The following is a 22,641-nucleotide window of genomic DNA, read 5'->3' on the forward strand; positions in this document are numbered from 1 at the left end:
GGCGGATTGATCCATCACTCGGACCGCGGCGGGCAATATTTGTCCATTCGATACACCGAGCGTTTGGCCGAAGCTGGCATCGAACCATCGGTCGGCAGCGTTGGTGACAGCTACGACAACGCCCTCGCGGAAACCATGAACGGTCTCTACAAAACCGAGCTGGTTCACCGCCAGGGCCCATGGCGCAACATGCAGGATCTGGAAATGGCCACCTTCGGCTGGGTCGACTGGTTCAACAACCGGCGCCTGCTTGGACCCATCGGAAACATCCCGCCAGCAGAGGCCGAAGACAATTACTATGCACAGCGCGACGTGTTCGATATGGTCGCGTGAAATGAAGCTATAGGTCTCCGATAAACTCGGAGCGATTCAGATTGTTATTTCTGCGAGAAGCCTTTGAGGAATTATCGCCGTATTTTTTTCGCCTAAAGGCTCGATTAGGTTCTGTTTCGCCGTGTGACGGATCGCCTTGTGCGTGCCTTTTCCGTTGACACCAGTCGCCAGCGTATGGACTCGACCACGCTGCGTTTGGCCATGCGCAGTTTGACGTGGCTCGGGATCGTCGTTGAGACCATTTCGAAACTCGCGCGCGAACTTGCGCGGTTTCATCCCGCGCTGCATGCGCTGATCGATGGCTATATCATCCGGATATGCGTTGCTGGTTCAGGTTCTGCATGAGCAGTTCGAGGTTACGGAAGAAGAGGAGGGCGATATGCCCCCGGCAATTGCCACCCCGCGCAAACCAGGGGATATGCCTTGCGACGGCATCAGTACCCGGCCGATCCGGATGCCAGTTACAATGCGCACAGGGGTTTGGGCTATATGGCGCAGATCGTTGAAACCTACGCCGAGGATGATGACCCTGCGCATGAAACGGCCCCCTCTGTCGCCCGATCTGATCACCCATGTGGCGGTTCACAAGATGACGGTGCATGACGGACACTGGCTGCCAGATGCACTGGACGATCTTGCTGATCGTTCGCTCGCGCCGAAAGTGTTGTTGGCCGATTCCCACTATGGCTCGGCTGACAACATGACCTTGGCCCAAAGGTGTAGCATCGATCTGACGGCACCGGCACGGACGGCCAAAGGCGGCTCTTCTGGGCGCCTGACCCTCGATGAGGTCGGTCTGGTGCTGGAGTGTCCCAGCGGTCTCGCACCGGCCTCAACGGCAGCGTTGATTTCACGCTCGAGGTCAGCACATGGGAAGGCGTGAACTCTGTTCTTCTGGATCGTCCCCAGCGCGCGTTCCGCTATGCCGATTATGGCGTTCCAGACCAGCATACGACCTTCCTTGGGGGCAATGGCAAATGGCTTGCGCAGAACCCCGAGACCGCCCTCGCCTTTGTGCAGGCCGCGCAGCGCGGCTATGATTTTGCGACCCGTAACCCCCAAGAGGCCGCAGAGATTCTGATTGCAGAAACGGCAGGCATGCTGACGAATCCCGATCTGGTACGGGCCTCGATGGCGGCCTTGGTCGATGGCGGCTATCTGCAAGACCCCGACGAACCTGTCGGCCTGATCGACGACGCAATGTTCGCCAACATCACCGGGTTTCTGTTTGAGGCCGGTATCATGCGCGGCGAAGACGGCAGACCGCTTGATGTCATGCCCGATGTGTCGAACTGGTTTACCAACGCGTATCTGGCGCAGGCAGACTGAAGATTGACGCGGAATGACAGGTGGCATTGATGTGCCATCTATCATGTCTCTTGGCGCGGTTTCAGGGGCCGCTTCTGGCCGGCGAAGCCGCAAGGCTCCACCGGCCAAACCATTGTTAAACCTTCACGTGGTTCTTCGCCAACACGTGATAGATAGCGCCGCCAAGGAGTGCGCCAATCACCCAGTTGAAGCCGGACAATATTGCGAACCACGGAATCCAGACGGTCGCGACAGAGAAGATCGCCGCGACGCCGAACGCCTTGACCGCGACGCTGTTCCAGCCGTTGTCATAGTGATAAATCCCGCTCTCCATATTGTAGAGATCAGCTTCGTTTAGCTGCTCTTTACGGTGGGCATAGTAGTCGACGATCATGATGCCGAAGATTGGTGCGAGCACCGCGCCAAGCGTGTTCACAAATCCACTGATCCCGGCCTGACTGATGAAGCTGACCCACAAGCCGCCGATCACCAAGGCAAACAGTGATGTGATCAAACCGGCCATACGAAAGCTGATCTTTTCCGGTGACAAATTAGCGATGCCGTTGACCGCCGGGACAAAGTTGGCGACCAGGTTGATCCCGACCGTTGCCGCGAAAAAGGTAATCGCGCCGATAACTCCCAGAAGCACGCTGTCGGTACGTTCGATAATCTCGGTCGGGTTGATGATTGCCTCGCCATAGACCACTGCTGCACCGCCGGTCGTCAGAAGCGCCAGTGCCGAGAACAAAATCATGTTGATAGGCAGACCGGCCAGGTTGCCCAATTTCATTGTCCGCTTGTCCTTGGCATAGCGCGAGAAGTCGCTGAAGTTGATCATGACGGCGGCGAAATAGGCGACCATTGTGCCGACGATGGCAATGAACCCTTTGAACTCGGTCCAAGCCGTGCCTTCGGGATTGGCAAAGATCGTCGCTGTGGCCGAAAGTAGCTGGCCATCAGAGCGCTGCCAAAGCACAACCAGAAGGCCGATCATAACCAGATACACAAAGGGGCCGGCAATGTTCAGGAAAGTTTCAACCCAATTCATGCCACGCCAGAAGATAACGATGTGAAATCCCCAGACAATTATGAAGGAAATCCAGTCGATACCTGAAAGGCCGAGAATTTCCGCTCCTCCGCTTGCACCTGTGATTGAACGGATCAGCAGGGCCACCGCCGTCGAGGCAAAATAGACCTGAACGCCGTACCAGAACACCGCCACAATTGCGCGAAGAATGGCAGGGAGCTTTGCACCTTGGGTTCCAAGGCTCGCGCGGGCGAAGACCGGATAGGGGATGCCATATTTTTCACCCGCAGCACCAGACAAGTTGACCATCCACATGACAAAAAACGCTGCCGTGATCAAAGCAGCGAATGCGGTCCATCCACCGACGCCGAACGAAATGAACAGCGACGCCACAAGGGAATACCCAAAGAGCGACTGTATATCGTTTGCCCAGATGTTGAAGATGGCGAACCATCCCCAGGTTTTTTCATCGGCACCGGCTGGATTGAGTATGTTTCCCGCCGGGTCCATCGTTCCGCCATGCGCGACATGCGTGCCATCAATTGAAGCCATTTCTTCCTCCCTGTATCCGCATACTCGCGGTAGAATTTCGATTCTCTGCAGATGTCTGCACAAATTGAACTTGCAACTAACATGTTAATAGCTATTTTAGATGATATACTATAAAATATATCAATAAGCACTTTACGGATTTAATTGAAAATGTCGCTACGGGGTGAATGAATGAGTGAGCATGTTGAAGGCACACTATCAGCAGATAAAGCTCAACGCGCGCTTTGGGCTGCGCTTCGAACGGGAAAACTGCGCGACGGCCAGTTCCTCTCGATGTCGCAACTGGTCGACATTCTTGATTGTCCGATTGCGGCTATTCGCGAGGCTGTGAAACAGGCCAGCGCACTGGGTTTGGTGTCCACATTGCCGAAACGCGGCGTCAAAGTCATGGAGGCGCGCCCCGAAACCATTCGGGACTGCCTTGATTTTCGGATGGTGTTGGACATGGAAGGCGCGCGACGGCGGATCGCTAACGGTGCATTCTCGGAATTGAAGTCCCTGCGGGCGCAGCACAATGAGATGTTGCACGCGGCCCATAATGGCGCGGGAAATGACCTTCCGCCAAAGGCCATTGAGGTTGACTTGGCCTTACACAACTATCTGGTCGAGGGGCTGGCCAATCTCCAGTTGGCGTCCGCCTATGACGCCAACCGGATACGCATTGCAATCATCCAGAATGCGCGCCCGTTTGTTCAAGACCGGATTGTATCTGCAATGGAAGAGCACCTTTCAATCATTGATGCCGTCGAAGACCGTGACATCGGTGCCGCTGAGCACGCAATCCGATATCACTGCCAACAGACCCAGCGTTGGTGGGGCGTTGCCTGACATCCGTAAGGGATTGGTCGTCGCCCTTACAGAAAGCATGGCTTTTGTGGCCGACCCCATGACATGACACCTGCCGCTCGTTTATTGGTGCTTACCTGAGCCCCGATGGTCTTTGCATGTAAGCGCTATGAACCGAGTGGCTCTTCGGCGTGCTGCATAGACGTGCGACGGGTCAGCATCTGCCGCCTGACAAACGCGATGATGAACAAAGCCGACAGGAAAAGAATAATGGTCGGTGCGGGCGCGCTGTCCAGAAAGAAACTGGCATAAGTTCCCAGCAACATGGATGTCATGCAGACCAGAACCGATACCCAAAGCATGGTCGAGAACTTTCGCACGATCAGGAATGCAATCGCACCGGGCGCTATCAGCAACCCGATGGCGAGGATAAGGCCCGCAGCCGTCAGTGTTGCAACGATCGTCAATGAAAGTGCCGCCAGTAACCCGTAGTGTAGCCAGTTGACCCAAAGGCCCGACGCGCGGGCCTGTGCGGGATCAAAGCTATGCAGGAGCCAGTCTTTCCATTTCAGTACCAGCATCAGACTCACGCCAGCCGAAATGATCCCCGCCGTCCAAAGCTCATGCGACTCGACGCCAAGCATGTTGCCAAAAAGGATGTGGTCGAGATGCGCATTCGTTTCAATCGAGACATATAAAACGATGCCCACACCGAACATTCCCGAGAACACAACGCCCATCACCGTGTCCTCTTTCACGCGACTGTTGCTGGCCAAATAACCGGTCGCGATTGCACAGGTCATGCCGGCGGCAAAGGCCCCCAGGATCAGGGGCAGACCGAGGATATAGGCAAGAACGATGCCCGGCAGCACCGCGTGGCTGACGGCGTCACCCATCAGGGCCCACCCCTTCATGACCAGAAAGCAGGACAAAAGAGCGGTCGGAATCGAAACGATGATTGAGATCAGGAAGGCATTCTGCATGAACGCGAACTGAAACGGCAACATCAGGGCTTCAATGTCCATCACTTGACCTCCGCAGCAGGCGCGCCGTGCCCGCGTGCCAAGGCTTTTTTCGCCTTTCGCTTAGCGGCGAGCAGCCCGTGTTTGGGCGCAAATACGAACGCGATCAGAAAGATCGTGGTTTGCAATGTCACGATGATGCCACCGGTCGCGCCATCCAGAAAATAGCTGATATAGGCCCCGAAAAAACTGGTCATTGCGCCGATCGCAACCGAGACCATAATCAGACGGGGAAAGCGGTCGCACAGCAGATAGGCTGTCGCACCCGGCGTCACCACCAAGGCAATCACCAGAAACGCCCCCACAGTTTGCATGGCCGCAACCACCGACGCCGATAACAGGATGAAAAAGATCGCCTTAAGAAGCCCGGGGCGCAGACCAATGGTCCGTGCGTGGTTTTCATCGAAAAACGTGACCATCAGATCTTTCCATTTGGTCAGCAATATCGCCAAGGATACAAATCCAATAATCGCCAATTGCAATGTGTCTTCTGGCGTGATGGCCAGGATATTGCCCATGGTAATGGTCTGTATCGAAACGGACATCGGGTTGACGGATACAATGAACAGCCCCAACCCAAAGAAAGACGTAAAAATCATGCCGATGATCACATCGACCTTCAGTCCGGATCGCTCGGACAAAAACAACATCGCGCCCGCAGCAAGCCCCCCTGCTATGAATGCGCCCAAGGCGAATGGCAGGCCGAGAATGTAGGCGCCGGCCACGCCCGGCACGACCGAATGGGACAATGCGTCACCGATCAATGACCAGCCTTTCAGCATCAAGTAGGCCGACAAGAAGGCGCACACCCCGCCCACCAGGGCGGACACCCACATGGCGTTCGTCATGTACCCGTAGGCAAAAGGCTCCAGCATGTAGTCGATCATGGCGTGCGATCCGTGCGTTGGGTCTTGTCGCCGTATTGCACAAGAGGGCGTTCATCATCGGTGAAGATCGTAACCGAGCGGGCGTCTTCGTCATCGTGCAGTGCGTCGCCGCCCAACGTGAAGTGGCGTAGCACACCGCCAAACGCCACTTCGAGGTTTTCGCGGGTAAATGTGGTGTCCGTCGGGCCGTGGCTCAGCACCGTGCCTTTCACCAGAATGGTACGGTCACAAAATTCCGGAACCGACCCAAGATTGTGCGTCGAGACCAACATGACGCGGCCTTCCTCACGCAATTCGCGCAGCAGAACGATGATCTGTTCTTCGGTTTTGACGTCCACACCCGTGAAGGGTTCGTCGAGTAAGATCACCTGTGCGTCCTGCGCCAGAGACCGGGCCAGAAACACACGTTTGCGTTGCCCGCCGGACAGCTCTCCAATCTGACGATCCCTGAAATCCTGCATGTTGACTCGGCGAAGCGCTTCGTCCACCGCTGCATGATCCGCCGTCTTTGGCCGACGCAGAAATCCCATGTGGCCATAGCGGCCCATCATGACGACATCTTCGACCAGAACCGGGAATGCCCAGTCGACATCTTCGGATTGCGGAACATAAGCCACCAGGTTTTTGGCCAATGCCTCTCGCACATCGAGGCCCAGGATTTTGATATTGCCCTTGGCGGCCGGGACAAACCCCATGATTGCTTTGAAAAGGGTCGATTTGCCCGACCCATTCACACCAACCAGCGCCGTCACGGTGCCGCGTGGCACCTCGAAGCTGGCATTCCAAAGGGCGGTATGACCGTTTCGATAGGTAACCGTCACATCCTGCGCAGTGATCCCCGCACTGTCGGCGCTGAATCGGCTATCTGGCTCATCGTGCATATTGTTTCCTTTGGCCAGAAAGCCACCACTTTGTTAGTGCAAGCGACCGACGCCAATGCTGCCGCAGGTCTGTTTGTCTGCTTGTAGAACGCGTTAGTTCATCGCCGAGGTCAACCCGTTTGCAACTGTGCTGGACGTGATCCTGAGAAGGTCAAGATAGGTAGGTACTTCGCCATCCGGCTCGCTCAGGCTGTCAACATAGAGCACTCCGCCGTAACTCGCGCCCGTTTCGCGCGCGACCTGTTCTGCGGGGGCCGTATTTACCGTGCTTTCACAGAAAACAACTGGAATGTCGTTGGCGCGTACGCCGTCAATTACGGCTCGAACCTGCTGGGGCGTACCAATCTGGTCGGCGTTCATCGGCCAGAGGTAAAGCTCCTTCATGCCTAAATCACGGGCGAGATAGCTAAACGCCCCTTCGCAGGTCACCAACCAACGGCGATCTTCGGGAATAGACGCAATTGCGGCCCGCAGCGGGTCAATAGTCGCCCGAAGCTTGTCTTTGTAGGCACCTGCATTCTTTGCGTAATTTGCCGCATTTTCGGGGTCATGTTCCGTAAATGCTTCAACGATATTGTCGATGTAAATCAGCGCATTATCCAAGCCCATCCAGGCATGTGGATTGGGTTTACCTTCGTAGCTTCCGGTTGTAATCGGGATCGGATCGATCCCGTCGGTGAGCGTTACGGATGGCACGTCCTTCATGTTGGACAGGAATTGTTCGAACCAAAGCTCAAGGTTCATTCCGTTCCAAAGGATCAGATCTGCGTCGGAGGCGCGCACGATATCTTGCGGCGTCGGTTCATAGCCATGAATTTCAGCGCCTGGCTTGGTGATGGACACCACATCGGCGGCATCGCCGGCGACATTGGCCGCCATATCGGCAAGAACCGTGAACGTCGTGACAACTTTCATTTTGTCGTCGGCATAGGCGCCGGTTGCAAAGATCGCTGCGACTGCCGTGATCGATGTCGTTTTGAGGAATCGAGATAGCATTTGGTGCTCCCTTGAGTCGGCTGCCTCAGTTGTAAATGCAAATCATTCGTAACTGTCTAGTGCTATTGAGGACTATTTGCAATTGGGCTTTTGATTGATTATGAAATCCTACACCTTTGTGGGAGCATAGCATGAGCGCTCATCTTGACGAGATAGATGGCATGTTGCGCGACGCGGGCATGCGCGTAACCCAACAACGCCGGACAATCATTTCGGCGCTTGCCCAAAGCGACGATCACCCAAGTGCCGAAGACGTCTTCGCCCGGGTCAAACGGCTGGATAGCAGCGTGTCGTTCGCTACCGTCTACCGCGCGCTCGCCACGCTTTCGGATGTGGGGATTGTGCAGCGCGTCGCAGTTGACGATGGTCCCGCGCGGTTTGAAATGGCGTCCGACACTGATCACGATCATCTTGTCGATGTCGATACGGGCGAGGTGGTTGAGTTGGCCTCCGAAGAATTGGCAAACCTGCGATTACGTCTGACTGTTGAGCTTGGCTACGAAATCCTCAGCCAACATTCTGTGCTTAGGGTGCGGAAACTCAAAAGAACCTGAGGCAATAAAAATGCTGCGCTCTGTTCGAACGGCGGCTTTCGGGAAATAGACAAGTGAATTCTGGAGGGTGTCGAATGTCGGCTCAGATGAAGGCTTTCTAAATGCTTAAGCAAGGGCAGCATTTGAATCAGCCGTTCAACGCGCTGACGCGCATCGGCTCTATATTCGCAACGGCTATGCTGTAATAGCATTCCGTTTTGAAAAACCATATGAGCGGCCTATCAAGCCAAGCGGAGAAACCATTCAATTTGACGGTAACGCCTTGTAACCTTTGAATATAAACAAAACACCAATCGCAAACAGGCCCAGCCCGCTAAGGGTTTCGATGCGAATGCGCCGCGCCACTGTGCGCCTGAATGTATGCATCGCAATGAGCGAGTACCCAAAGATAAAAGCCGCATCCAGCGACACGAAAATCGCGCCATAAATCAAAGATTGCAGTCCGGCGTTGTGTTCGGGCGAGATAAATCCGGGAAAGAGTGCGACGAAGAAAATAATGGCTTTGGGGTTGGTCACACAGGCAAAGAAGTTTGCAGAAAATGGCTTCGTCAGTATGCTTTGTGCTCCGAAGGGATTTCACTGCCAAATACAGAATGAAGACGCCCCCTGCGATTTGGAGGTAAGGCAAGACAATCTCCGACATCGCAATCAGGGTCCGCAAACTTGCCACGGCAACCAGAATATGAACCACTGATCCGAGCGCATCCCCAGCAACAGTGATCGCCGCCGCTTTAGGACCGAAGCGAACGGCTTGTGATGACGCAAGAGCAACCGACGGGCCCGGCGTCACAACAATCAGGAGAGTGGCGGTTAGAAATCCTAAGAAGAGAAACGCATCCATTGTTGGTCCAATCGAATGTGATTGGCGCAAAGCCAAGTCTGTTAAATATCCAAGGAAGATATAAACTGGCGAGCCTCAAAAGATAGGTCCATTTTTTGCCGAAAGGGGGACAACGCAAGAATCCGGCATTCGCGATCACGGCGGCGGGATGGCCATTCGGCAGCTGTCGCAGGCGGAAGGGATTTCCGAGGCGACGCTGCACAAGTGGCGGGCTGAGGCGCGCGGCAAAGGGCAGCTTCTGCCCGATTTCGACGCTGGGCCCGAAGGCTGGTCGTCGAGCGACAAGTTCGCGGCGGTGCTGGAAACGGCGGCGCTCAATGAGGCTGATCTGGGCGAATACGGCCGCAAGCGTGGGCTTTATCTTCGAGAAAACGACGGCGTAGGGCGGGGACGTATAGGTCAGACAGATAGCTCCTGTTATCGGATTGAGAAGGTCCGAAGTGCAATCGCAGCATTCTGCAGTCACCGCCATTCTGAATTGCAGTGCGGTAGGCTATTCGAGCAGAACGGCAGGAGCGGGGGCTTGACCATCATACCCACCCCAGACCGATTGGTCGAAATGAATAACTGCGCCAGTCATCATGCCGCTGTCGTCCGACACCATCCAAAGCACCGCTTTGGCTACTTCTTCAGGGTCTAGCAGTCGCCCAAACGGTAGACCTGCCTCAGCCTTGGCCTGCCAACGCGGATCACCCGTCTCTGCCATCTGAATCGCCTTTTCATGGTCCGACAGCATCCATCCGATATCCAGCTGGTTGACCCGCACCCGGTTACGCATCAGAGCAAAGCCTGAATTTCGCGTCAGCGTGGCCAGCGCGCCCTTGGAGGCGGAATAAGCGGCAAGGAACGGCTGTCCTGCGCGTTCAGAGGTGGAGCCGATGTTCACAATGCGGCCATCGACACCCGCCCGAGCCATGGATTTTACCGCGTCCTGCATCAGAAAGAACGGCGCACGGACGTTGACGGCAAAGATCTTGTCGAACAGCTCTGGCGGGGTGTTCAAAAGATTGCCACGGTCCGTCAGCCCTGCCGCGTTCACCAGAATATCGATGCGACCGAAGTGCGCATCAGCGGTGGCCACAATACATCTGACGTCTGCTATTTCAGCCAGATCGGCGGCAATCATCAGCACAGGCACGCCACTGGATTCGGTGATCTGGCGCGCCACTGCCTCGCCTTTGGCCTGATCGCGGCCCACTATGGCGATCCCAGCGGCACCTGCCTTTGCAAACAGACGCGCAATAGCGGCACCCAAACCCTGTGTGCCGCCGGTAATAACTGCAATTTTTCCGTCAATTCGGTTCATCACAACACCCTATGACTAGTTCTTTTGATCAAGCGCGTCCAGCAGGGCAAAGAACTCTGCTTCGCTTTGACCCTGCGCCAAGGCTTCGCGCAGATAGTCGGCCTGCGTTTTGGGCGCGATTCCCCCGATGGGCGGGTTACTGTCCAGATTGGTTGGGAAGGGATAGCCCTCAGCCACGGCCGCAACCACATTCGCCACGTTCGTATCCGTCGCCTTCAGCACTGGATAAAGCGCCTTCACCATGCGGGTGCGGTTCACTGTTTCCATCGCACGCCCAAAGGCTGATGATGCCTGCAACAGATTTACCATGCGAAACCGGTCCGGTGTATGGTTTGTGCCCGCGCCATGCATCACCGCCGGATTGAAGAACACCACATCGCCCTTGTTCAAGGGTAACTGCACATAGTTCTCGGAAAAACAGGCCTGAAACTCGGGGCGCGAAAAGGCCAGATAGCCCTCAAAGAACCGCTGCGAGAAGGGCAGCAGCATGGTCGGCCCGGTTTCCACCGGCATGTCGCAATGGGCAACCGCCCCCTGAAGCGTCAGCGTTGGCGACACGGCATGAATATGGGCGGGGAATTGCGCCATCCGGTCCGCGGACATGAAACCAAGGTGATAATCGCGGTGCGGAACCTGTGCCGCGCCGCCGGGGTTCACCCGGTTGACCTGCGCCGTCATCTGATAGGCTGGCCCAAGCCAGGCTTCTGACGCCATGGCGATGCTATTTGCGCTGAAATAGGCGGCAAAGTTGGCCGGATCGGCAAGACAGTGCTTTTCCAGCGAATTCCAGATGCGATCATTCGCGCCCGGCTTGGCAAAGTGGTCGCCGCCACCTTTGGCGACCTGCTTTTCTGATGCGATGATCTGCTCAAAGACCACGCTCGCACGGTCAATCAGGGCGTGGTCCGGCACACCCTGACGGATCACGATGATGCCTGCGCCCTGCGCAAAGACATGCGCCCATTCCTCCATCAGGGCCTGGCGGCTGGCCGGATCGGTGGCGGCGGCATCCACCTGCACCCCGTCATAGATCGGGATGTTGCGCACAATCTCGGCGGCATGCGGGGTGTCGGCGGGGTTGGCCTGCTGGCTGACAATCTGGCGAAAAGTCTCGAAATCGCCGCTGTCAGCCGTTAGCCAAATTGGTGCGCGCTGTGATTTAGGCGTCTGGATGTTCATGGGGGCCTCCTCCGGGGTTGGCCTATCATTGACCAACAAATGCATGTCCGGATAGTTGCTTTTCACCTCAAAAACACCTCAAGTATCACTATGGCATCCAGATTCACCATCAAGGAAATCGCGCATCAGGCAGGGCTTAGTCTTGCGACGGTCGACCGGGTTTTGCATGGCCGCGATCATGTGCGGGCGCTGACGCGCGAAAGGGTGCGTGCCGCCGAGCAGGAGCTTGAACGGCAATATACCACGAGCCAGCTGCGCCAGACGCGGGTCACGATCGACATTGTCATGCAAGCGCCGGACCGGTTTTCCTCGGTTGTCCGCGCCGCATTCGAGGCGGAGTTGCCCCTGACGCGCCCTGCAACCTTTCGCGCCAGATTTCATCTGGCAGAAGTCATGGACGAGCCTGAAATCATTGCTCTTTTGCGGGCCATTGCACGGCGTGGCACCCAAGGCATCGTGCTGAAGGTGCCCGCCACGCCACGGATCGAAGCCTGCCTTGCCGATCTGGTTGCCCGCAAGATCCCGGTCGTCACCTATGTGACCGATGTCGCCGCCTCCTTGCGCCTGGCTTATGTCGGCATGCAGAACGCCCGCGCCGGGGCAACTGCCGCCTATTTGCTCAGCAGGATGGCTCCGCCGGATGCGTCACGCGTGTTGATCACCATGTCGAGCCAAAAGTTCGAAGGCGAAGACGCGCGCCGCACCGGCTTTGCCACCTATCTTGCACAGAAGAGACCCCATCTGGCGATGACCACCGTTTCTGAGGGATTTGGCGTGAACCGGCCCACGCGGGCGCTGATAGGGCAGGCGCTCGAGGATCATTCCGATATCTCTTGCGTCTATTCGATTGGCGGCGGCAATCTTGCCATCCTTGATGCCTTTGCGGCGGTCGGACGGCCGATCAACGTGTTTGCCGCTCACGACCTTGACCGGACCAACACCGACCTGCTGAAGTCAGGACAGGTCAGTTTCGTGATCCATCACAGCTTCCGCCAAGATGCCCGCCGCGTATCACTGCATTTCAGCAAGCACTACCGGCTGATCGACCTCGATACCCAAATCGAAGACACCGAGATCAGCATCGCATGTCCGATTGTGTTGGCATGACGGCACCCGCGACGGGAGCCGTGGCAATCAGCGCAAGCGTCGCGCACAAAAGAACGGTTTTGGCCGTTGTCATGAGGTCACCCACCTGAACTTCGCTATTTGCTGACTTACGCCAAGTCGTCGACGGCCTGACGGTAAAGTCGGCTGATTTTGCCCATCGCGCAAGTTTTCTTCGCACCGACCGATGTCCGGGGAGGTGGAGACGCCCAAGTTTGGGCAGATAAAGCCGCCGACACCTGCTCGACCCACTACAGCGGTGACACCTTTATCTGCTTTCGCAAGGTCACCAGACGCAGTAGGCATCCCAATCTTTGATGTTTTGGGAAAAATCATGGCGCAGAATGCCACAATTTATAAAGTTGAACTGTCCGTCTCTGACATGGATCGTCACTATTATGAGACCCATAAACTGACCCTTGCAAAGCATCCCTCAGAGACGGATGAACGGCTGATGGTGCGCATCGTCGCTTTTGCGCTCAATGCCCATGAGCATCTGGAAATGACAAAGGGCCTTTCAACGGATGATGAGCCAGACATTTGGCAAAGAAGCCTAAGCGGCGAACTTGATGTCTGGGTGGCCTTGGGGCTTCCCAGCGAGAAGGTGTTGCGTCAATCCTGTGGCAAAGCCGATAAGGTGATTGTCTATCCTTATGGCGGCAAGACGGCCGAGATATGGTGGGACAAGATCAAAAACAGCACCACCCGTTTTGAAAATCTTCAAGTGATAAATTTCTCCGAGACCGACACGGGCGCACTGGCAAAACTGGCAAGCCGCGCGATGAGGCTCCAGGTCAATATTCAGGACGGCGAAGTGATGGTCAGTGTCGGCGACAGCATCGTTTACGTTACCCCGCTAAAATGGAAAAGTGCTGCGTAATTCACGGGTGCCCGCTGCGGCACCAACCCAAAGACCTCCGCCCATGGCGGCACGCCAGTCAACCAGATGAAGCGGGCTAAGATGCAGAAGCGCCGGTTCCCTGGTTATGCTGACTTCCTCGAAGCCATGGCTGACCCGAAACACGAAGCCCATGCCGACATGCTGGAATGGTATGGGCGACAGTTCGATCCTGATGAGGCAGCTATCGACCGTAGCGGATGGCCCCATGCCAGGGTAGATTACCTTCGGTGCCGGGGAGGGGGCATTGGCTTTCAAATAACCATTCGCAATTTCGCTGCCGACGCAGCCAGCAGCGCGCTTGAAATTGAGGCAAGGTACCATTGAATGATCGACGGCTTGCTACAGGTCCGTTCTGGGCGACGCTGGATGCAGCAAGGCCATCTCAGATTTCCATTTCGAGCAGAACCGACGCAAGACATTTGCCATGCGCGTCCAGAACCAGAGATCTGGTGACGCCGCCCGTCAAAGCACCTTTGAAAACGAAATTCATCGCGTGGAGCTGTGGAAGTGTGTATCTCGTGATGTCTTTTGAAAAAGAAGCGCCAAAATGGGCAGCCACTTTCTCGACAGTGATTTCTCTTTCCAGCTGCGTCCAATCTGCAGGTTCATAGGCGATAATTGAGATGTTTGAAGTGTCGCCCTTGTCGCCGGTTCGGCCATGTGCAAGCTCATGCAACTTCATTTTGCGTCTCCATCATCTCAAAGGCTGTCGATATTTCCTGTATCGGCATCAAGGTCGAGGCTATTGCAACGATCTCTCGGACGCTCCGGGTGACGCCACCTCCTCCGGCTGGACCGCAAAGGTAGAGGCTTTCCACCTCTTCGGCCACCAATTCGGCAATGGACGAGGTTTCGCAACGGGCGGCAAATCGCATGCGGACTTCGTGCGGTGCGGCGGTATTACAGCCGGCGGCGCGCAGCACGGAATCATAGCCGATCAGGTCGTACCTGCTTTCCAACAGGGGAATCCCGGCGTTCTCAAGCCGCTCCTGCACCAGTGCGGCGGCCAATTGTGCGCGCGCCACGCAATTGGTTCCGGCATAACTGATCTGGCCTTCGCCCTTCCAGCCATCCCTATAGCCAACGGAAATCTTCAGATAGCCGCTGGCAGGCTTACCATTTGCACCTGATACAGCCACCCGATCAGGGCCAATTTCCTGAATGGTGACATTCGAGAAGTCTGCAACAACATCCGGTTGAAAGTATTCCGCAGGATTGTGGATTTCGTAGAGCAGTTGCTCGGTGCAGGTGGCCCGCGTTACAAGGCCTCCACTGCCAACGACCTTCGTAATGACAGCGCTTCCGTCCTCGCTGACCTCGGCCAAGGGAAAACCGATTTGTGCAAGGTTCGGCACGTCCTTGACGCCGGGGTCTGCGAAATAACCGCCCGTGATTTGCGCAGAACATTCCAGCAGGTGCCCGACAAGAGTGCCTCTGCCCAGTCGGGTCCAGTCGTCCATCGCCCAGCCAAAGTGATGCACAAGGGGGGCAAGAAATAGCGCTGGATCAGACGCACGCCCGCAGATCACGACATCTGCCCCTGCATCCAGTGCTGAAACGATCGCCGTGACGCCGATATAGGCATTGGCCGAGACGAGCCTGTCACCAAGGTCAGCCGCCGCCTTGCCAGTTTCATCCAGGTGGTAGGTTTCTATGCGGTCAAGGACGTCATCGCCCGTGACCGCAGAGATTCTCAGCTGATGCAGCCCCAGCTCGCTGGCAATTTTCTGCACCAGCCGCGCTGCGGCCCGCGGGTTTGCGGCCCCCATATTGGTGACAATGCGAGTGCCGTTACGCGCCGTTATAGGCAATACCGCGCGCATACGCCGTTCCAGCAAAGGGTCGTACCCAGCGGCAGGATCCTTCAGTCGGGCCTGCTGTGCCAGCGCGATGGTCCGCTCGGCCAGGCACTCGAAGATCAGAAAATCCAGCTCTCCCTTTTCCGCCAGTTCGACCGCCGGCGCGATGCGGTCCCCTGAAAACCCGGCCCCGGCCCCAATTCTTAGAACTCTCATGCCAATACCTTCCGGTTGTTTGCGCCGATCAAGAAAAGGCCAGCAAGTGCCGCGAGCGCGATGAAGGGCGTCACGGGATGTGGCCAGATCGCAACGGCGATGACTCCGACCAGAAAGGCGATGTCGATCCGGCGCGATCCGGTCACACGGGTTCCCGTAAGCAGCGCAGGGATTGCTATGACAAGCGCCAGCCCTGCGGCTATTGCCTCGACTGCGTCGAACCAGCTGCCCTGCAGGGTCATTCCCGGATAGAGTAGAAACAGGAACGGCACGACATAGGTCACAGCGCCAAGGCGTACCGCCTCGCCTGCGGCAGGCAGCCAGTTGGTTTTGGCAATGCCCGCCCCGACAAAAACCGCAACACAGACCGGCGGTGTGATGACTGAGATCGTGGCGAAGTAGAATACGAACAGATGCGCCGCCAGCGGGTCAACGCCGACCGCCGTCATCGCCGGGGCCAGCACGGCGGCCACCAGGACATAGGCGGCGGTGGTCGGAAGGCCCATTCCCATGATCAGACAGACGCCGCCCACGATCAGTGCTACGAAGGCTACGGAATCGCCCGCCATCGTGACGATCAGCGAGGACAGCGTGACGCCGATCCCTGTGAGGTTGATCATCGAGACCAGTACCTGCGCACCCGCCAGCAGAACGCCGATGATCACCATGCCTTTGCCCGCATCTTCAAGCCCGTCAACGACCTTGGCAACCATATCGCGGGGGGATAGCTGTCCTGCCTGTGTCATGACAAAGGCGACCAGTAGCCCGACAACGCCATAGAAGGCAGCAGTCGAGATCGACCTGCCCAGCCAGATTCCAACGCCAAGGCCCCCCAATGCCGCCAGTATCGGCAGTATGCGGCGTGGCGCAACGATGGTCGCCCACGCCGGCAGGTCCTCTTCAGGCACCACCGCAAGGTTGCGGCGCACAGCGACAAAATGCACGGTCATGAACACGGACAAGTAAAACAGCACGGCGGGAATGATGGCGCCAAGGATGATGGTCGAGTAGGGAATACCCAGTATCTCGGCCATTACAAATGCGGCCGCGCCCATGATCGGCGGGGCAATCTGCCCTCCGGTCGAGGCCACAGCTTCCACCGCTGCAGCGAAGGGGCGAGGGTATCCCAGCCGGATCATCATCGGGATAGTAAAGTTGCCGGTGGTGGCAACATTGGCCACGGCTGATCCCGAGATCATGCCGAACAGTCCGCTGGCAATGGTTGCAATCTTGGCCGCGCCGCCCGGCTGGCGACCGCCCAGCCGCATCGCAAGATCCATGAAGGCTTGCCCGCCGCCCGAATGCAGTAGCAGGGCTCCGAACAGGACAAAGGCTGCTATGACCGTAGCGGCCACTCCGGTGAGCATGCCCCAGATACCAAGATCCCCCAGAAAGATCGTCTCGGTCACAAAGGCGCTGTCAAAACCACGGTGATGCAGCGGACCGGGCAGAAGATTGCCAAACAAAGCATAACCGACCCCGATCAGCACGAGGATCGGAAAGACCACCCCGACCGTCCGGCGCCCCAGTTCGAGCACGGCAAGCAACAGCCCTGCCGTCAGTGCCTTGTCCAGTGTTGTGGCCCAAGGCAGGGTTGTCATGATCTGATCATAGTTCCAGACGACATAGCCGCAGGCCGCAACCGTGATCGTGGTCAGGGCCAGATCAATGACCAACCCGACCGGACGCCAGGATTTCCCGACGCCCAGAGGGTAGAGCGCAAAACCGAGCGAGGCGACCAGTGCCAGAAAGATCGCCCTCTGGATCAGCCCCTCAAAGGGCCCGGTCGCAGCCGTGTAGAAAACGAAAGCTCCGACAAGAACAGCCAGCCCTTTTTGAATGCGCTCTGGTTTCATTGGATCAACCGTTGTCGGGCTGAAGTTTTGTGGGCAGATCAATGCCCTGCTCTTTGAACCAGCGTGCGGCACCGGGGTGCAGCGGGATGGTGCCGAATTGCAGGGTCATGTCAGCAATGCTCGCCCCTTTGAGGCTGGCCATTGCGTTGGCCTGTGCGGTCTTGTCCGCCATGATTGCAGAGACGATCTTGTAGGCCGTCTCATCATCCATCGACGCAGGGGCCGCCACACCAACACCGAAACTCCAGGTGGTATAGGCCGGAATGCCGTCTGCCGCACCTGCGGGAATCTCGACAACCGAGATGTCTGGCATTTCCGCGCGCAGTTTGTCGGCCTGTTCTGCCGAAAGACCAAGAATGCTGATGCCCGTGGTTGTGGCGATGTCCATGGTGGAACCATCAACCTTATTTCCAGAGCCGGATTTGACATAGCCCGCCACGCGGTTGTCCTTGATCGAATTGACCATGTCGGTGGTCGATCCGCGAACGTATTCCGCAGTTAGACCCAGCGTGGCAAAAACCGCCTCTGTGGTCGATTCCGTAGCAGACCCCTTGATGCCGGGGTTGAACTTGACGCTCGCCAAACCCGCCAGATTGTCAACACCCGCATCGGCTCGTACGACCACGTTCTGCGGTGCTCCAGTGTAAACCCAAAGCAACCGCAAGTCTTGCGCATTGCCGTCGAATTCATTTGTGCCTGCATTGGCGTGCTGTGCAACATTTGTGGTAACAAGACCAAGGTCGATCTGGTTGCGCGACATGCGACGGATATTGTCCATGGTGGCGCCGGTTTCGACAACCGTCGTATTAATGCCTCCGGCATTTTCGTTAATGATCTGACCAACTGAAACGAAATAAGCATAGTGACTGGACGAGGCCGAGGTCGATCCGATCAACAGATCCTGAGCCTGAGCCGACATTGCCATGCCCGCAAGCATGGTTGCGCCAGCAAGGGCGCGCAAAGTATATTTCATGGTATCCTCCCTAAGTTTGCCCTGATCGAAGCACTCTCCCGTGTCCCGCAGTCAGGTTGCTGGTGGGACTATGGCAAAAACTATCTGTTGCAAGAAGTGTTAAAAATGGGACAATTAATGCATGAATCGCATCAATCCGACATTTCTTGATTTTCAGGCCGTGCTGACCCTGTCGCGGGAACCGTCTTTTCGCGCGGCGGCAGATGCGCTTGGCCTGTCTCCATCCGCGCTATCAAGGCAAATCACATCGCTCGAAGGGCGACTTGGAACACGGCTGTTCGACCGGGACACGCGCAACGTCCGCATTACCGATTCTGGCCGTACGTTCGCGCGCATCGCCGAGCGAATGGTCAATACGGTGGATGATGGAATGACCGAATTTGACTCTTATCAGTCCGCGCGGCGGGGGCGCCTGACGATTGCTGGCCTACCGTCGATCACCGCCAGCCTCTTGCCGCCAATCCTGCGCAACTTTGCCGCCGCACATCCGGATATAGATCTCAGAATCATTGATGCTTTGTCAGGCAGTGTTCTGGATGCCGTCGAAACGGGAGTGGCCGACATAGGCTTCACGGCGGGCACGGTTTCGGCACGGTCGCGACTGTCATTTCAGCCATTGATGGAGGATGAGTTCATCGCCTTGGGCATGCCTGACGGTCCATTGGCCGAGGATCGCGTTTACGCATGGGCCGAGCTGGTGGCTATGCCCTTCATCGCGATGGCCCCCGGGACCAGCGTGCGCGAACTCATCGACGGCGCATGCCTGCGGCTTGGCCACGCCCTCAGCCCTCGTTTCGAGGTTGCGCATCTCGCAACAGCAGGGGCGCTTGTCTCTGCGGGTCTTGGAATCACAGCCTTGCCTAACTTGACGCTTGCCGTTCTGCGCCACGAAGATCTTGTGATACGCCATATCAGAGATTTTGGCGCCCGCAGGCGGATCGGACTTGTGCGCCGTTCGGGCCGAACGCTATCACCATCTGCGACGGCGTTCCTCGAACATATACGGGGATCACGATCGGGCTGATATTCTGTGGCTTTCGAACGAAGGTAGAAAACGTAGTCAGTTAAGGGACTTGTCGCGGTGCTGGTTAAGGTAGCCCGACATCGACTCTGGTAACGCCCGGGTGAACCAAAAACATCAGGCTGGTCTCTCCCAACTCTTTGGCGACGGGCAGCCGGTCCTGCGGTGCGAAGTCCGTTCCGTCAAACGCCCTCTTCAGATACATTTCCGAGCAGCTGCCCTGAAAGCAGGGCAATCCCTGGTTGATGAAATGTTCAACCAATCCGTCGCGGGTCATTTCCGCTGGAAGGTTGTCGGGCTGCACGAAGGCATAGAATTTATAGTAGGCCTGTTTGCATTGAGACGCAGCCGCACATGTCCCGTCGCAGCCCGCGCATGTGGGGGAGGTCAGGCGCAACGGCCCGTCGGTGCCTGCAAACGGCGAAAGGACCGCGTCGATATCTCGCGCGTTCTGCGTCCGTGCCTCATGCCACGCGGGCATCCGCTTTAGCTGTATGCGCCCGAAGGCCGATTGCATCTCTGTCAGGGGGCTGGAAATCAACCGAGGTTCTCGCACGGTATCTGGAGAACGGCGCTGATACGGATTGGCAGAAGCAATGCCACAGCGTAGGCCATAGGCAGGAAGATGGTCGCGGACCTGTCACCCTCTTGTTCCGGACCTCATGGCCATGTTTCGTGTCCACCAACAAACGACAAAACAGCCGCGGATGCAGCACGAATACCTAAACGCCGAGCCAGAGGCCGATGCTGCCGACGCCGATCACTGCCGCATAGACGGCGATTACCCTGAGCCCCAGATGCGTGTTGCCCGCAACCATGGAAATCCCGCCCTTCACCGCCGTATTGACCGACACGGCAATGAAGATCGCGATCGCGGCATGTCGCGCCAACAGGTCCTCGCCAACCAGCCGTGATACAGAGATCGTCAGGGCGTCCACATCGCTGATGCCCGACAGCGTTGCGGCGGCATAGACACCCCGCATGCCCAACCAGTCCTTGAGATAATGAACAACAAGCAGAACAACCGCCAAGATTGCGCCAAATGCCAGTGCCGTGGTCAATTCGAAAGGGTTTGAGATACTGCCGATACGGCCCTTCGGGCCCTGCTTTCGATCAGTGGCACGGTAGACAAGTGCGGCACCTGCCAGACCGGTCAGGGCCATGGCACCCATAGGCAGGGCCAGCGGGACGATCAGGCTGGGTTCAAACACGCCGACAAGCGCGAGAATTCGAAGAAAGGTCACAGATCCGGCGACAATTATGCCTGCCGCTGCAATGTCGGTCATGCTGTCATTTGCGCGCGCGAGACGCGCAAGCGCCAAGGTCGTCGATGTCGATGAGGCAAGGCCGCCGAAAATGCCTGTGGCAAGGATACCCACACCAGCCCCTGCAAGCCGGATGGCAAAATATCCGACAAAGGACAGACCCGCCACGATGACGACCGCCCACCACAATTCATAAGGATTAAGGACCGCGCCGGGGCCGTAACCCTGATCTGGCAAAAGGGGAAGGACCACCCCGGAAATGAGCGCAAGCTTGAAAACGGCTTCAAGTTCCAGCCGCCTGATATGTCTGATCCAGCTGTGAAGCTTGGGTTTCATCGACAAGAGCAAAGCCGCCACAACAGCGACCGCAACGGCGGGGGCCATTTCGCCCAGCAGAGAAACCACGCCAAGCACGAACGTCAGAAGAAGGGCTATTTCGGTGGTAAAGCCCAGGTCGTTGTCCTCCTTCACGCTGACCCAATAGCTGACCGCCAGAAGCGCCCCGAGCGCGAGAAAGGCCAATGCAGGAAAAACCGGTGTCGTCAAAACGGCCAGCCAGCCGCAGATCCCACCCAAAAGCCCCGTCAGCGCAAAGGTCCGGATGCCGGCGGTGCGATCGCCTTCGGCGGCCTTCCGGCCATGCCAGCCGCGCTCCAGCCCCAGCAGCAGGCCAATGGCCAGTGCCAGCCCAAGGCGTATGAAGATATCAAAGTGATCCATGTTCGCCCATATCGTCTGTCAGAAACCGACTGTGACAGTGTGCTGTACTGCGAGGGAAAAATCCCCCTGAATCGCGAACGTCCTGCTAAAATGTCGCTTCCTGTTCAGGGCAGGGCAGGGGCAGACAGGTCTTGTCCCTTTTCCATGGGTGATAAACATGACCCTTGCTGTATAAAAAAGCATCATGAGCAAATAGAACATTTCAGGATAGCCATTGATGGTCTTGTCTTCCGGCACCACCCTTAACAAGGACATGAGCGCATCCGATGCGCTCTGTCTGATTGTCGAGGCGGCCAGCAGAGATTTCGATTTGCACCTGACAAAACTGATGACATCTGAGGACCCGGAAGGGCCGCATGGCGCGCGTGTTGCCCTAAGGCGGCTGCGGTCGGCGCTTGCAGGGTTCGCACCCCTCATCGACAAAACCGTGCTGACGATGCTGAAGTCCGACGCACGGACGTTGTTCCGCCACCTTGGCACGTTGCGCGATCTTGATGTGCTTGCACAGGGGCTGGCCGCCGCGCGGGCGCAGCGTGTCCCTCAGACCGAACACGCCCAGATCCGCACCAAAGTCCGGGATTCCATGATCACCTGCCACGCAGAGACATTCGGGGCACGGCTGCGCAGACTTTTCCAGTCGGATGACTGGAAGCGCAAGGGGAACAAGGCGCGACACTGGCAAAAGGCGCCGGTTCGCAAGATCGCCATTCGGGCGCTTGGGCATACATGGTCCAACTGCACCAAGAATGGAAAATCCGTAAAGAAGATGTCGCAGACTGATCGTCACGCGTTTCGGAAAACCCTGAAGGCGCTGCGATATCTGACCGAGTTTTTTGGCGATCTGTGGCCGGGGAAGCCCAGAGAAGACTTTTTGGAACAGCTTAAAAAATTACAGGACTCGCTGGGCACGATCAACGATATCGCCATGATCTGTCAAAAATCTGAACCGACCAAAACGGAACGGGCGCTCCTTGATGCCCGGATGCACGATGCTTTGAAATTGGCCAAAAAGGACTGGGGCAAACTGCGCAAGCATGCGCCATTCTGGGCATAATCGGTCCGCCGTAAAATCTGTCGCCGCCGCGCCTGGCCGTGACCGCGCCGATTGATCCGG

The 22,641-nt window shown here is 57.1% G+C and carries 24 protein-coding genes and 1 pseudogene; 11 read left to right on the top strand and 14 right to left on the bottom strand.

Annotated elements, in window-relative coordinates:
• The 4 genes from ACEN2R_RS10165 to ACEN2R_RS10180 all read left to right on the top strand — a co-directional run.
• Window positions 1-333 (top strand): integrase core domain-containing protein (locus ACEN2R_RS10165; RefSeq protein WP_442041827.1); only part of this gene is annotated, 333 nt, incomplete at its 5' end.
• 138 nt (window positions 334-471) lie between these two features.
• Complete coding sequence (locus ACEN2R_RS10170; RefSeq protein WP_442041829.1) at window positions 472-678, top strand: hypothetical protein; 207 nt, start codon at window positions 472-474, stop codon at window positions 676-678.
• A 190-nt stretch (window positions 679-868) separates the two neighbouring features.
• Window positions 869-1,216, top strand: coding sequence for a hypothetical protein (locus ACEN2R_RS10175; RefSeq protein WP_442041831.1), 348 nt, complete (start codon window positions 869-871; stop codon window positions 1,214-1,216).
• On the top strand, window positions 1,141-1,662 hold the full coding sequence (locus tag ACEN2R_RS10180) for an ABC transporter substrate-binding protein (protein WP_442041833.1): 522 nt from the start codon (window positions 1,141-1,143) through the stop codon (window positions 1,660-1,662). The genes ACEN2R_RS10175 and ACEN2R_RS10180 overlap by 76 nt, the downstream gene beginning before the upstream one ends.
• 115 nt (window positions 1,663-1,777) lie before the next feature.
• Here the strand turns inward: ACEN2R_RS10180 and ACEN2R_RS10185 are convergent, their stop codons facing one another.
• Entirely contained in the window at window positions 1,778-3,220 is a 1,443-nt protein-coding gene (locus tag ACEN2R_RS10185) for an NCS1 family nucleobase:cation symporter-1 (protein ID WP_442041835.1), read from the bottom strand.
• Between the two features lie 171 nt (window positions 3,221-3,391).
• Between ACEN2R_RS10185 and ACEN2R_RS10190 the strand changes: the two genes are divergently transcribed.
• Complete coding sequence (locus ACEN2R_RS10190; protein WP_442041837.1) at window positions 3,392-4,048, top strand: GntR family transcriptional regulator; 657 nt, start codon at window positions 3,392-3,394, stop codon at window positions 4,046-4,048.
• Window positions 4,049-4,173: 125 nt separating this feature from the next.
• On the opposite strand, the gene ACEN2R_RS10195 is transcribed toward ACEN2R_RS10190, so the two are convergent.
• From ACEN2R_RS10195 to ACEN2R_RS10210, 4 genes are all read right to left on the bottom strand, one after another.
• A complete protein-coding gene (locus ACEN2R_RS10195) occupies window positions 4,174-5,031 on the bottom strand; it encodes a metal ABC transporter permease (RefSeq protein WP_442041839.1) in 858 nt (285 codons plus the stop codon).
• A complete protein-coding gene (locus ACEN2R_RS10200) occupies window positions 5,031-5,915 on the bottom strand; it encodes a metal ABC transporter permease (RefSeq protein ID WP_442041841.1) in 885 nt (294 codons plus the stop codon). Before ACEN2R_RS10200 ends, ACEN2R_RS10195 begins: the two co-directional genes overlap by 1 nt.
• On the bottom strand, window positions 5,912-6,796 hold the full coding sequence (locus ACEN2R_RS10205; protein WP_442041843.1) for a manganese/iron ABC transporter ATP-binding protein: 885 nt from the start codon (window positions 6,794-6,796) through the stop codon (window positions 5,912-5,914). Before ACEN2R_RS10205 ends, ACEN2R_RS10200 begins: the two co-directional genes overlap by 4 nt.
• Window positions 6,797-6,889: 93 nt before the next feature.
• Entirely contained in the window at window positions 6,890-7,792 is a 903-nt protein-coding gene (locus ACEN2R_RS10210) for a metal ABC transporter substrate-binding protein (RefSeq protein ID WP_442041845.1), read from the bottom strand.
• A 131-nt stretch (window positions 7,793-7,923) separates the two neighbouring features.
• On the opposite strand from ACEN2R_RS10210, the gene ACEN2R_RS10215 reads away from it, so the two are divergent.
• Entirely contained in the window at window positions 7,924-8,346 is a 423-nt protein-coding gene (locus ACEN2R_RS10215; protein WP_442041847.1) for a Fur family transcriptional regulator, read from the top strand.
• Window positions 8,347-8,589: 243 nt separating this feature from the next.
• Here the strand turns inward: ACEN2R_RS10215 and ACEN2R_RS10220 are convergent.
• The 3 genes and pseudogenes from ACEN2R_RS10220 to ACEN2R_RS10230 all read right to left on the bottom strand — a co-directional run bounded on the left by ACEN2R_RS10220 (window position 8,590) and on the right by ACEN2R_RS10230 (window position 11,672).
• Window positions 8,590-9,187 (bottom strand): annotated as a pseudogene (locus tag ACEN2R_RS10220) (LysE family translocator).
• A 493-nt stretch (window positions 9,188-9,680) separates the two neighbouring features.
• On the bottom strand, window positions 9,681-10,493 hold the full coding sequence (locus ACEN2R_RS10225) for an SDR family oxidoreductase (RefSeq protein WP_442041849.1): 813 nt from the start codon (window positions 10,491-10,493) through the stop codon (window positions 9,681-9,683).
• Between the two features lie 15 nt (window positions 10,494-10,508).
• Complete coding sequence (locus ACEN2R_RS10230; RefSeq protein ID WP_442041851.1) at window positions 10,509-11,672, bottom strand: phytanoyl-CoA dioxygenase family protein; 1,164 nt, start codon at window positions 11,670-11,672, stop codon at window positions 10,509-10,511.
• Window positions 11,673-11,762: 90 nt separating this feature from the next.
• Between ACEN2R_RS10230 and ACEN2R_RS10235 the strand changes: the two genes are divergently transcribed.
• The 3 genes from ACEN2R_RS10235 (at window position 11,763) to ACEN2R_RS10245 (ending at window position 14,001) form a co-directional block, all read left to right on the top strand.
• Window positions 11,763-12,779 carry a LacI family DNA-binding transcriptional regulator gene (locus tag ACEN2R_RS10235; RefSeq protein WP_442041853.1) on the top strand — a complete coding sequence of 339 codons (1,017 nt, stop codon included), beginning with the start codon at window positions 11,763-11,765 and terminating at the stop codon, window positions 12,777-12,779.
• A 331-nt stretch (window positions 12,780-13,110) separates the two neighbouring features.
• Window positions 13,111-13,656: a YaeQ family protein gene (locus ACEN2R_RS10240; protein ID WP_442041855.1), complete on the top strand. Its 546-nt coding sequence runs from the start codon at window positions 13,111-13,113 to the stop codon at window positions 13,654-13,656.
• 81 nt (window positions 13,657-13,737) lie between these two features.
• The gene (locus tag ACEN2R_RS10245) at window positions 13,738-14,001 is read left to right on the top strand and encodes an IS1096 element passenger TnpR family protein (RefSeq protein WP_442041856.1); all 264 of its coding nucleotides are present in this window, start codon (window positions 13,738-13,740) and stop codon (window positions 13,999-14,001) included.
• Window positions 14,002-14,059: 58 nt separating this feature from the next.
• Here the strand turns inward: ACEN2R_RS10245 and ACEN2R_RS10250 are convergent, their stop codons facing one another.
• The 4 genes from ACEN2R_RS10250 to ACEN2R_RS10265 are packed head-to-tail and all read right to left on the bottom strand — an operon-like array spanning window position 14,060 to window position 18,521.
• On the bottom strand, window positions 14,060-14,359 hold the full coding sequence (locus ACEN2R_RS10250) for an AtuA-related protein (RefSeq protein WP_442041857.1): 300 nt from the start codon (window positions 14,357-14,359) through the stop codon (window positions 14,060-14,062).
• Window positions 14,346-15,692 (bottom strand): acyclic terpene utilization AtuA family protein, encoded by a 1,347-nt coding sequence (locus ACEN2R_RS10255; protein ID WP_442041859.1) that lies wholly within the window; start codon window positions 15,690-15,692, stop codon window positions 14,346-14,348. The genes ACEN2R_RS10250 and ACEN2R_RS10255 overlap by 14 nt, the downstream gene beginning before the upstream one ends.
• Entirely contained in the window at window positions 15,689-17,548 is a 1,860-nt protein-coding gene (locus tag ACEN2R_RS10260) for a TRAP transporter permease (RefSeq protein ID WP_442041861.1), read from the bottom strand. Before ACEN2R_RS10260 ends, ACEN2R_RS10255 begins: the two co-directional genes overlap by 4 nt.
• Window positions 17,549-17,552: 4 nt before the next feature.
• On the bottom strand, window positions 17,553-18,521 hold the full coding sequence (locus ACEN2R_RS10265; RefSeq protein ID WP_442041863.1) for a TAXI family TRAP transporter solute-binding subunit: 969 nt from the start codon (window positions 18,519-18,521) through the stop codon (window positions 17,553-17,555).
• 121 nt (window positions 18,522-18,642) lie between these two features.
• Between ACEN2R_RS10265 and ACEN2R_RS10270 the strand changes: the two genes are divergently transcribed.
• Window positions 18,643-19,545, top strand: coding sequence for a LysR substrate-binding domain-containing protein (locus ACEN2R_RS10270; protein ID WP_442041865.1), 903 nt, complete (start codon window positions 18,643-18,645; stop codon window positions 19,543-19,545).
• A gap of 64 nt (window positions 19,546-19,609) precedes the next feature.
• Here ACEN2R_RS10270 and ACEN2R_RS10275 read toward each other — a convergent pair whose 3' ends face one another.
• Both ACEN2R_RS10275 and ACEN2R_RS10280 read right to left on the bottom strand, forming a co-directional pair.
• Window positions 19,610-20,083, bottom strand: a complete 474-nt coding sequence (locus tag ACEN2R_RS10275; protein ID WP_442041867.1) for a hypothetical protein — start codon at window positions 20,081-20,083, stop codon at window positions 19,610-19,612.
• Window positions 20,084-20,264: 181 nt separating this feature from the next.
• Window positions 20,265-21,527, bottom strand: a complete 1,263-nt coding sequence (locus ACEN2R_RS10280) for an MgtC/SapB family protein (protein ID WP_442041869.1) — start codon at window positions 21,525-21,527, stop codon at window positions 20,265-20,267.
• A 217-nt stretch (window positions 21,528-21,744) separates the two neighbouring features.
• On the opposite strand from ACEN2R_RS10280, the gene ACEN2R_RS10285 reads away from it, so the two are divergent.
• Window positions 21,745-22,581 (top strand): CHAD domain-containing protein, encoded by an 837-nt coding sequence (locus ACEN2R_RS10285; RefSeq protein ID WP_442041871.1) that lies wholly within the window; start codon window positions 21,745-21,747, stop codon window positions 22,579-22,581.
• The last annotated feature ends 60 nt before the right edge of the window (window positions 22,582-22,641 follow it).

The organism is Pseudogemmobacter sp. W21_MBD1_M6 (genome assembly GCF_052119585.1).
Taxonomy (GTDB): domain Bacteria; phylum Pseudomonadota; class Alphaproteobacteria; order Rhodobacterales; family Rhodobacteraceae; genus JBGQOJ01.

Bases quoted from the DNA above. Each gene is read 5' to 3' on its own strand.
- ACEN2R_RS10175 (WP_442041831.1), top strand. From the start codon at position 869: ATGAAACGGCCCCCTCTGTCGCCCGATCTGATCACCCATGTGGCGGTT.
- ACEN2R_RS10185 (WP_442041835.1), bottom strand. From the start codon at position 3,220: ATGGCTTCAATTGATGGCACGCATGTCGCGCATGGCGGAACGATGGAC.
- ACEN2R_RS10190 (WP_442041837.1), top strand. From the start codon at position 3,392: ATGAGTGAGCATGTTGAAGGCACACTATCAGCAGATAAAGCTCAACGC.
- ACEN2R_RS10195 (WP_442041839.1), bottom strand. From the start codon at position 5,031: ATGGACATTGAAGCCCTGATGTTGCCGTTTCAGTTCGCGTTCATGCAG.
- ACEN2R_RS10200 (WP_442041841.1), bottom strand. From the start codon at position 5,915: ATGATCGACTACATGCTGGAGCCTTTTGCCTACGGGTACATGACGAAC.
- ACEN2R_RS10205 (WP_442041843.1), bottom strand. From the start codon at position 6,796: ATGCACGATGAGCCAGATAGCCGATTCAGCGCCGACAGTGCGGGGATC.
- ACEN2R_RS10210 (WP_442041845.1), bottom strand. From the start codon at position 7,792: ATGCTATCTCGATTCCTCAAAACGACATCGATCACGGCAGTCGCAGCG.
- ACEN2R_RS10215 (WP_442041847.1), top strand. From the start codon at position 7,924: ATGAGCGCTCATCTTGACGAGATAGATGGCATGTTGCGCGACGCGGGC.
- ACEN2R_RS10225 (WP_442041849.1), bottom strand. From the start codon at position 10,493: ATGAACCGAATTGACGGAAAAATTGCAGTTATTACCGGCGGCACACAG.
- ACEN2R_RS10230 (WP_442041851.1), bottom strand. From the start codon at position 11,672: ATGAACATCCAGACGCCTAAATCACAGCGCGCACCAATTTGGCTAACG.
- ACEN2R_RS10235 (WP_442041853.1), top strand. From the start codon at position 11,763: ATGGCATCCAGATTCACCATCAAGGAAATCGCGCATCAGGCAGGGCTT.
- ACEN2R_RS10240 (WP_442041855.1), top strand. From the start codon at position 13,111: ATGGCGCAGAATGCCACAATTTATAAAGTTGAACTGTCCGTCTCTGAC.
- ACEN2R_RS10245 (WP_442041856.1), top strand. From the start codon at position 13,738: ATGCAGAAGCGCCGGTTCCCTGGTTATGCTGACTTCCTCGAAGCCATG.
- ACEN2R_RS10250 (WP_442041857.1), bottom strand. From the start codon at position 14,359: ATGAAGTTGCATGAGCTTGCACATGGCCGAACCGGCGACAAGGGCGAC.
- ACEN2R_RS10255 (WP_442041859.1), bottom strand. From the start codon at position 15,692: ATGAGAGTTCTAAGAATTGGGGCCGGGGCCGGGTTTTCAGGGGACCGC.
- ACEN2R_RS10260 (WP_442041861.1), bottom strand. From the start codon at position 17,548: ATGAAACCAGAGCGCATTCAAAAAGGGCTGGCTGTTCTTGTCGGAGCT.
- ACEN2R_RS10265 (WP_442041863.1), bottom strand. From the start codon at position 18,521: ATGAAATATACTTTGCGCGCCCTTGCTGGCGCAACCATGCTTGCGGGC.
- ACEN2R_RS10270 (WP_442041865.1), top strand. From the start codon at position 18,643: ATGAATCGCATCAATCCGACATTTCTTGATTTTCAGGCCGTGCTGACC.
- ACEN2R_RS10280 (WP_442041869.1), bottom strand. From the start codon at position 21,527: ATGGATCACTTTGATATCTTCATACGCCTTGGGCTGGCACTGGCCATT.
- ACEN2R_RS10285 (WP_442041871.1), top strand. From the start codon at position 21,745: ATGGTCTTGTCTTCCGGCACCACCCTTAACAAGGACATGAGCGCATCC.